Annotated in this window: 7 protein-coding genes; 5 read left to right on the top strand and 2 right to left on the bottom strand. The window is 55.6% G+C overall.

Going from position 1 to position 8,558, the window contains the following annotated elements; translation table 11 throughout:
• Positions 1 to 100: 100 nt before the first annotated feature.
• Together uraA and hda are read left to right on the top strand one after the other, a co-directional pair.
• Positions 101 to 1,390: a uracil permease gene (gene uraA / locus WH279_RS21085; protein ID WP_133845901.1), complete on the top strand. Its 1,290-nt coding sequence runs from the start codon at positions 101 to 103 to the stop codon at positions 1,388 to 1,390.
• Between the two features lie 116 nt (positions 1,391 to 1,506).
• The gene (hda, locus tag WH279_RS21080; protein ID WP_133845903.1) at positions 1,507 to 2,214 is read left to right on the top strand and encodes a DnaA inactivator Hda; all 708 of its coding nucleotides are present in this window, start codon (positions 1,507 to 1,509) and stop codon (positions 2,212 to 2,214) included.
• A 23-nt stretch (positions 2,215 to 2,237) separates the two neighbouring features.
• On the opposite strand, the gene arsC is transcribed toward hda, so the two are convergent.
• Both arsC and WH279_RS21070 read right to left on the bottom strand, forming a co-directional pair.
• The gene (arsC, locus tag WH279_RS21075; RefSeq protein WP_339458424.1) at positions 2,238 to 2,591 is read right to left on the bottom strand and encodes an arsenate reductase (glutaredoxin); all 354 of its coding nucleotides are present in this window, start codon (positions 2,589 to 2,591) and stop codon (positions 2,238 to 2,240) included.
• Positions 2,592 to 2,609: 18 nt separating this feature from the next.
• The gene (locus WH279_RS21070) at positions 2,610 to 4,073 is read right to left on the bottom strand and encodes a beta-barrel assembly-enhancing protease (RefSeq protein WP_200644207.1); all 1,464 of its coding nucleotides are present in this window, start codon (positions 4,071 to 4,073) and stop codon (positions 2,610 to 2,612) included.
• 673 nt (positions 4,074 to 4,746) lie between these two features.
• Here WH279_RS21070 and WH279_RS21065 point away from each other — a divergent pair.
• The 3 genes from WH279_RS21065 (at position 4,747) to WH279_RS21055 (ending at position 8,518) form a co-directional block, all read left to right on the top strand.
• A complete protein-coding gene (locus WH279_RS21065; protein ID WP_339458420.1) occupies positions 4,747 to 5,349 on the top strand; it encodes a DsrE family protein in 603 nt (200 codons plus the stop codon).
• A 421-nt stretch (positions 5,350 to 5,770) separates the two neighbouring features.
• Complete coding sequence (locus tag WH279_RS21060) at positions 5,771 to 7,381, top strand: sensor domain-containing diguanylate cyclase (protein WP_339458418.1); 1,611 nt, start codon at positions 5,771 to 5,773, stop codon at positions 7,379 to 7,381.
• An 81-nt stretch (positions 7,382 to 7,462) separates the two neighbouring features.
• Positions 7,463 to 8,518 (top strand): AI-2E family transporter, encoded by a 1,056-nt coding sequence (locus tag WH279_RS21055; protein ID WP_200643926.1) that lies wholly within the window; start codon positions 7,463 to 7,465, stop codon positions 8,516 to 8,518.
• The last annotated feature ends 40 nt before the right edge of the window (positions 8,519 to 8,558 follow it).

Here is an 8,558-nt window from a genome sequence, read left to right as displayed (position 1 = left end):
AAACTCCGTGGGGGGGGGCCCCCCCCGCCCCGATAAGCATCAAACCGACCAGAGAGTCGGTTTTTTTATAGCAAAAGCAAACTCAAGGGGTAATAACATCATGACGCGTCGCGCAATTGGCGTACACGAGCGGCCACCGCTGCTGCAAACCATTCCACTCAGCTTCCAGCATCTGTTCGCCATGTTTGGCGCGACGGTCCTGGTACCCATCCTGTTTCATATCAACCCGGCTACGGTGCTGCTGTTCAACGGCATCGGCACGCTGCTGTACCTGTTTATCTGTAAAGGTAAAATCCCGGCTTATCTGGGCTCCAGCTTTGCCTTTATCTCCCCTGTACTGCTGCTGTTACCGCTGGGCTATGAAGTGGCGCTGGGCGGGTTCATCATGTGTGGTGTGCTGTTCTGCCTGGTGGCGCTGATCGTCAAAAAAGCCGGTACGGGCTGGCTGGATGTGATGTTTCCGCCAGCGGCGATGGGCGCGATTGTGGCGGTGATTGGCCTGGAACTGGCGGGCGTGGCGGCGAATATGTCCGGTCTGTTACCTGCCGATGGCAGCATGGCTGACAGCAAAACCATCATTATCTCGATGGTCACCCTGGGCGTAACGGTGTTTGGCTCCGTGCTGTTCCGTGGTTTCCTGGCAATTATCCCGATTCTGATCGGTGTTCTGGTGGGCTACGCACTGTCCTATGGCATGGGCATTGTCGACTGGACGCCGGTGGCGAAAGCCCACTGGTTTGCCCTGCCAACCTTCTACACCCCGCGGTTTGAGTGGTATGCCATTTTCACGATTCTGCCTGCGGCACTGGTGGTGATTGCCGAACATATCGGCCACCTGGTGGTAACGGCGAATATTGTGAAGAAAGACCTGCTGAAAGACCCGGGTCTGCATCGTTCAATGTTTGCCAATGGTATCTCGACCATTTTCTCCGGCTTCTTTGGCTCAACGCCCAATACCACTTACGGCGAAAATATCGGCGTGATGGCGATTACCCGCGTGTACAGCACCTGGGTGATTGGCGGCGCAGCGATTCTGGCCATCATGCTCTCCTGCGTGGGTAAGCTGGCTGCGGCAATCCAGGCCGTGCCGGTCCCGGTGATGGGCGGCGTATCGCTGTTGCTGTACGGTGTGATTGCGGCATCGGGTATTCGCGTACTAATTGAATCGAAAGTGGATTACAACAAAGCGCAGAACCTGATCCTGACCTCCGTGATCCTGATCATCGGCGTCAGTGGGGCGAAAGTACACATTGGTGCCGCTGAGCTGAAAGGCATGGCACTTGCCACCGTGGTGGGTGTGACGCTCAGCCTGATATTCAAAGCGATCAGTCTGTTGAGCAAGGAAGAAGAGGTGATTGAGGTGCAGGACGAACGTCGCGACGCACAGTAAATCGCAGGGGCAGCTCTGGCTGCCCCTGCCTCATTGCATCTCCCGACCTTAGCGTTTCATGATCCTGAACGACTTGTGGTAGAATTTTCCCGTTTTCTGCCTGCTCAAACCCTGAGGTGAATCTGAACACGCCGGCACAGCTCTCACTGCCACTTTACCTGCCCGACGATGAAACCTTTGCCAGCTTCTGGCCGGGGGAAAATCCGTCGCTGCTGGCTGCGCTTCAGGGCGCACTGCATCAGCAACACGGGAGTTACTTCTACTTCTGGTCCCGCGAGGGCGGAGGACGCAGCCACCTGTTGCATGCCGCCTGTGCCGAACTGTCGGCTAAAGGTGAAGCGGTGGGCTATGTTCCTCTCGATAAACGCACCTGGTTTGTGCCTGAAGTGCTCGATGGCATGGAGCAGCTCGCGCTGATCTGCATCGACAATATCGAGTGCATTGCCGGGGATGAACCCTGGGAAATGGCGATCTTCGATCTGTATAATCGCATTCTGGAAACCGGTAAAACGCGACTGCTGATCACCGGAGATCGCCCACCGCGTCAGCTCAACCTGAAGCTGGCGGATCTGGCCTCACGTCTCGACTGGGGGCAGATCTATAAGCTGCAACCGCTTTCCGATGAAGATAAATTGCAGGCCTTACAGCTGCGTGCAAAATTACGCGGTTTTGAACTACCCGAAGATGTGGGCCGCTTCCTGCTGAAACGGCTCGATCGTGAAATGCGTACGTTGTTTGTGACGCTGGATCAGCTCGATCAGGCCTCCATCAGCGCCCAGCGCAAACTGACTATCCCCTTCGTGAAAGAGACACTGGCGCTGTAGTCCCTCTGCGCCAGGCTTTCCCTTTAAAGAATCTCCAGCACCTGTTCCGGTGGTCTGCCGATGCGTGCTTTACCTCCATTGGTAACAATCGGGCGTTCAATCAGCTTCGGCTCAGCGACCAGTGCGGCCAGCAACTGCGCTTCCGTTAACGTTAAATCGTCCAGACCGGCAGCTTTATACTGCGCTTCTTTAGTCCGCATCAACTGACGCGCGCTGGTGAATCCCAACTGCTGCAACAGCGTTTTCAGCGTAGCGACATCGGGTGGGGTCTCCAGATAAAGGATGACCTCAGGCGTTATTCCCTGGCCTGTCAGCAGCGCGAGCGTTTCGCGGCTCTTGGAGCAGCGCGGGTTGTGGTAAATCTGTACCTCTGACATGGTTATCCTCAGGATTTGTTATGATTTCTGGTACTGACGGAAACGTTCCTGCAAATGGCGCAGCTGGTCGATGCGTGCGTCATAACGCGCCTGCTTCAGGCTGCCCAGTTTCACGGCTGCACTGGCGCTGCTCAGGCTGCGGATGGCCTGGTCGAGCTGGCCGCTTAACGCCAGGCCTTCAGCTCGCGCCGCCTCTTCTTCATCCGTCAGCCCCTGAGCCGCCGAGGCCTGAGCCAGCAAGTCCCAGCCGTTGGGGTCGTCCTTGTTCGCCCAGGTGTAGCGGTAGAGCACTTTGCTGGCATTGGCCGGTTGTTTGGCCTCTACATAGGCGTTGGCCAGGTTAATCTGCAATACCGGATTGCTGTTCACCGATTTAACCGCCAGCAGGCGGTTAATCGCCTGTTGAGGCTGCTTCAGCCCGATATCGATGTCGGTCATGATATCGAGGTACCACAGGTTGTCCGGTTGCTTCGCCAGCAGGGGCGCAATGAGGGTACGCGCCTCCGTAAACTTACTTTCCCCCAGCAGCAACACTGCTTTACCGTACAGCGCGGCAGACTGTTCACGGCTGTTACCGTGCGCCAGGGTCGTCAGCAGATCGGTGCCCAACTGGTTCTGTCCGGTTGAGAACATCCCCAGCGCCCTGACTTTGGCCATGTAGTAATCCTGCGAGGACTGTACCACCACCGGTTTCATCTGATTGGCGCGGTTACGCGCATCGGCCAGGCGACTGTCAGGCAGTGGGTGCGTCAGCAACATTTCCGGTGGTTTTGACGCAAAGCGGGAGCCGTCCGCCAGCTTCTGCAAGAAGTTGGGCATCGCTTCCGGGTCAAAACCGGCGCGTTGCAGCACCTGAATGCCGATACGGTCCGCTTCCTGTTCATTTTGCTGGGTAAAACTGATGATGCCCTGTTGAGCCCCTGCCAGGGTGCCGCTCAATGCCGCCATCCCCGCCTGCGGGCTGGCCATTGCCAGCAGAATGGACCCCAGCGCGCCCACCCAGGTCAGTGGCGCATTACGCTGCTGTTCTTCCATCGCGCGCGCCAGGTGACGCTGAGTCACGTGAGAGATTTCATGCGCCATGACGGAGGCCAGCTGGCTTTCATTATCGCTGTAGCGGAACAGGGCGGAATGCAGGACAACGTTGCCGCCAAAGAAAGCAAAGGCGTTAATTTCATCGTTACGGATCAGGTAAAAATGGAACGGGGTTTTTACCGACCAGGCGTGGGTCACCAGGCGCTGCCCTAACTGATTGATATATTGATTCAGCAGCGGGTCGTTGATGATAGGGGCACTGGCACGCAGCTGGCGCACATAAAAATCGCCCATCGCCAGTTCCTGATTAATCGACAGTGTGCCGCCTGCGGTGGTACCGATATCCGGTAGGTTATCGCTGATATCGGCGCGAGCCGGAAGTACGCTACCCGCCAACAGTGTCACCATCAGGGAAGCCAGCAGGCTTTTCTTTAATCGGATGAACATACGTAAACCCTAACAAGGAAGTCCAGTTTTTGACCGGCAACGTGCCGAAATGTTCTGCTTGTACGTAGAAAAAGACGCACTAATTCCACATCTTAAACCACAGCCCGGGGCGAATGAAATGGCTAAAATAGTGACGTCTGTGGGAACGCGTCGATTACGCACACGATGTTGCGGTAAAAAACTGAACAGGGCCGGGTGGGATTGCTCCCCGACAGAGCGCGTGGATGTCGCCATCATGACTGAAATGGGTTGGTTACGACTTTAAAGTTAGGTAAATTTAATCAGTTTTATTGAAAGTGGCATGCTAATTGACCAGGTTAATTCCTAAAAACTCCCTTGTCGGGGGGGAGGGCAACGTAAGACAACATAAGCGAAATTTTCATTGTGCAGGCCGCCCGGTGAACAATGGCGATCCAGTAAAAAACATGACGTTATTCAGGCCGTCACGGTAATAACAATGCTCGGAATGCGAGCGGGACCCGTGACTGTGGTTTGGCATGGACCTGCCTGGTAACGTTTGTTTACGGGGATTGTTAGCTGATGCTGCACAGTGACGTTCCGGCACTGTTTTAGAGGGGGACTATCCAGCCTGTATGATGAAAAACGCCGGTAAGCGTTTGTGATGAGGCTGTGTAATATCGCAGTCACAACGGTGTTTTGCGGAGAGTTTCTTATGCGTTCTGTGGTGTCTTATGTTCTGATTGCGGCTGTGGCCGGTTTTGTTGGGGCCAGTTTTACTAAAGCGCCTGAGCTTATTGATAAGATCAGCAATCGTGTTGCACCGGTCAGCGATCCTGAAGGATTTTGGTCAACGCCGGCCATTGAAGGCTATGGGAAAATACACTACGAGTCAGATGTTGCTTACAAACCCAACATCAATGACAGTAATAAAATTGTTTTCCAGATTACCCGGGCCGAAAACGCACCACAGGATCCGAACCTGGGGCTGGAACGTGTGGCGCGTGTGGTGAATCTGTATGTGGCCTCCGGCGTTCCGGCAGACAAACTGAAGTTTGTGGTGTCAGTAACGGGTGAGGGCACGCCCGCCATGCTGAACAATGAGCAGTATCACCGGATTTATGGCATCGATAATCCTAACCTGAAACTGATTGGTGCCCTGCGTGCCAAAGGGGTGGATGTGTCCGTGTGCGATCAGTCTGTGGCCTTCCATCATTTCCAGAGCAACTGGATTGACCCGTCGGTCACCCATGCACTGTCCAGCCCAACGACCGTATCGACCCTTGAAAACCAGGGATATGCTTTCCTGGCGATGTAAACGGCTGTTCCGTGGGGGGGGGCGGGCCCCCCCCCCCCCCCACCCCCCCCCCCCCCCCCCCCCCCCCCCCCCCCCCCCCCCCCCCCCCCCCCCCCCCCCCCCCCCCCCCCCCCCCCCCCCCCCCCCCCCCCCCCCCCCCCCCCCCCCCCCCCCCCCCACCCCGATTTCCCTGCTCTTCTCCGCGTGGCTGCGCCGTGCGAATACCTCACTTTAAGTAAAATATTATTGGCTCTGTACGCTTCAGAATATTCCCAAATCGGCTGAGAGGTGTACAATTGGCACGTGCTTTACCAGGGCATAACTCGCACTCAAAGACATACTCCGCATTCTTAACACTTAACGTGTGAAGCCGATGGGGTGTATTAACGCGCATAATAAAATATAAGGCGCAAATGATGATGTTTCTCACCAGGGTGAGTCCATGTTGAGGCTATTGCGGCCAAAAACGGACTTGCGCACTCTTATTACGTTGCTGGCTGTCGCCAGTATCGTGATCACTCTCGCTAATTCTCTGTACGCCAGCTGGCGTGTGCAGCGCGATGTGCTGATCGGTAACACACTGGAATCAAACCGGGTTTATGCCACTAAGCTGGCATCTACTACCGAAGTATTTTTCCAGCTGGCTGAGTCACAGCTCTCTTACAGCGCTAAAGTGCTGGGTAATGGCCTGGGTAACGATGCCACTCTGCAGGATGAAGTCGATCGCCTGCGCGAACAAACCAACAGTTTTAATTCTGTGGTGATTGTTGATGCCAACGGCTGGGTGCGCGCGATCTCGCCGGAGTCGTTGATGCTGAAAGGCATGCATCTCAGCTCCAGCGCCTCAAAACAGGCGCTCACAGAGCGCAAGCCGCTGGTCAGCCCGCCAACGATGTCTGCTGCCAATAATCTGCTGGTGTTTATCTCCTGGCCGATCTGGTCGAAAACCGGTAGCTTCCTCGGCTACGTCGGTGGCTCTATTTACCTGAAGAAAAAAAGCATCCTTAACATTCTGCTGGGCGAGCAGTTCTATCGCGACGGTTCGTCATTGTATGTGATCGATGAAAAGAACCAGGTGTTGTATCACCAGGATCGCCAGCTGATCGGGAAAACCATTGATCCGTTAATCGGTAACGAACAGCGTAAAAAATCCAGTAATGGCCACCAGCAGGTGACCGCCGAAAGCGGTGATCCGATGCTGGCGGGCTATGCCAATGTACCGACGGCAGGCTGGACCATCGTGGCGCTTAAACCCACGGAGGCAACGCTGGCCCCGCTCAACAGCCTGTTGCTGAAAGTGCTGAAACATTCGGTGCCGTTTGCTCTGCTGACGCTGATTATTGCGCTGATCCTTGCACAACGCATTGCACTGCCGCTGTGGCAGCTGGCGCGCAAGGCCAGCCAGATGGATACGCAGAATGTCTCTAAAGAGATCAACAGCATCCGTTCCTGGTATTACGAGGCTTCGCAGATCAAACGCGCGTTGCTGGTCGGGATTTCACTGATGCAGGATAAAATTGGCCGCCTGAAAAGTGAAGTACAGACCGACCCGATGACCAGCCTGCTCAATCGCCGTGGCCTGAATGCGGTACTGGACTATTTTCTGGCGACCAGCCAGCCTTTTGCCGTGCTGGCACTGGATATCGACTACTTTAAACGGGTGAACGATACGTTCGGCCATGATGCCGGTGACACGGTGATCAAAACCGTGGCACATCAACTGGAGCAGAGTGCCAGGCAGACCGATGTGATCTGCCGCAATGGCGGTGAAGAGTTCCTGATGATTCTGCCGGGCGCCGATCGCGATGTGGCAATGATGATTGCTGAACGTGTACGTAAGCGCATTGAAGCGCTATCGCTGGATCCTGTCGGCCATATTACCATTTCAGTGGGCGTGGCTTTCTGGTCACCGGAAAGTGGCAATACGATGGATCAGACCTTCAAGCTGGCGGATGATGCCCTGTACCAGGCAAAAAATGCCGGACGTAACCGGGTGATTGTCGCGAAAAATATCAATGAACCGCCTGCCGCTGTGCAGGTGCTACCGCAGTAGTTTTTACGCCCGCTCTTGTCCTCACAAGGGCGGGCCGTATCAGGTACACTCTTTTCTATTCTTTTTCAGGCAAGGACTCCCATGCTGGAACTTCTTACGCAATGGTATCGCCGCCGCTTCAGCGATCCCCAGGCGATTGCGCTGCTGGTGATTTTAATCGCTGCATTTTGCATTCTGTTTTTCTTTAATGGCCTGCTGGCCCCACTCTTAGTGGCGCTGGTGCTGGCTTATCTGCTGGAATGGCCAACGGTGCGGCTGGAGCGGCTTGGCTGTTCGCGCACCTGGGCAGTAACGCTGGTGCTGATCGTTTTCGCAACGCTGCTGCTGGTTCTGATGCTGGTGGTGGCCCCCGTAGCCTGGCAGCAGGGCATTAATCTGACCCATGAGCTGCCCACCATGCTGACCCGCCTGTATCAGTTTGCCATGCGTCTGCCGGAGCGTTTCCCTACGCTGATGGATGTGGGGATTATCGATATCGTGGTGGAAAACCTGCGCAGCCGTCTTAGTGGCGTAGGTGACCAGTTGGTGAAATATTCTCTCGCCTCGCTGGTGGGGTTGATGACACTGGCGATCTATCTGGTGCTGGTGCCGCTGATGGTGTTCTTCCTGCTAAAGGACAAAGAACAAATGCTGAGCGCCATTCGCCGCGTGCTGCCGCGTAACCGTGGGCTGGCCGGTCAGGTATGGGTTGAGATGAACCAGCAGGTGTCTAACTATATTCGCGGAAAAGTGCTGGAGATGGTCGTGGTCGGGGTGGTGAGTTGGCTCGGCTTCCTCGCGATTGGCATGAACTATGCCCTTTTACTGGCCGTGCTGGTCGGTGTTTCCGTGCTGATCCCCTACATTGGTGCGATGGTGGTGACGATTCCTGTCGTGGGGGTTGGGCTGGGGCAGTGGGGATTGTCCGGCGACTTCTGGACCATGATGATTGTGTATCTGGTGATCCAGGCGCTGGATGGCAATATTCTGGTGCCTGTGCTGTTCTCAGAAGCCGTGAACCTGCATCCGCTGGTGATTATCCTCTCGGTGGTTATTTTTGGCGGGTTATGGGGGTTCTGGGGCGTGTTCTTTGCCATCCCGCTGGCGACGCTGGTCAAAGCGGTGGTGCACGCCTGGCCTGATGAGTTGGCCAAATAATCACGGGGTAAATCGTTACGGGTCGACCGGAAAAGGCCGA

It is taken from the genome of Erwinia sp. MYb375, from assembly GCF_037479175.1.
In the GTDB taxonomy this organism is placed as follows: domain Bacteria; phylum Pseudomonadota; class Gammaproteobacteria; order Enterobacterales; family Enterobacteriaceae; genus Erwinia; species Erwinia rhapontici.
Note: the sequence above shows the minus strand (reverse complement) of the source record. Positions and strands in the feature narration are given on the sequence as shown.

Excerpts from the sequence above, each read along its gene's own strand:
- arsC (WP_339458424.1), bottom strand. The coding sequence starts at position 2,591 with ATGTCAGAGGTACAGATTTACCACAACCCGCGCTGCTCCAAGAGCCGC.
- WH279_RS21055 (WP_200643926.1), top strand. The coding sequence starts at position 7,463 with ATGCTGGAACTTCTTACGCAATGGTATCGCCGCCGCTTCAGCGATCCC.
- uraA (WP_133845901.1), top strand. The coding sequence starts at position 101 with ATGACGCGTCGCGCAATTGGCGTACACGAGCGGCCACCGCTGCTGCAA.
- WH279_RS21070 (WP_200644207.1), bottom strand. The coding sequence starts at position 4,073 with ATGTTCATCCGATTAAAGAAAAGCCTGCTGGCTTCCCTGATGGTGACA.
- WH279_RS21065 (WP_339458420.1), top strand. The coding sequence starts at position 4,747 with ATGCGTTCTGTGGTGTCTTATGTTCTGATTGCGGCTGTGGCCGGTTTT.
- WH279_RS21060 (WP_339458418.1), top strand. The coding sequence starts at position 5,771 with ATGTTGAGGCTATTGCGGCCAAAAACGGACTTGCGCACTCTTATTACG.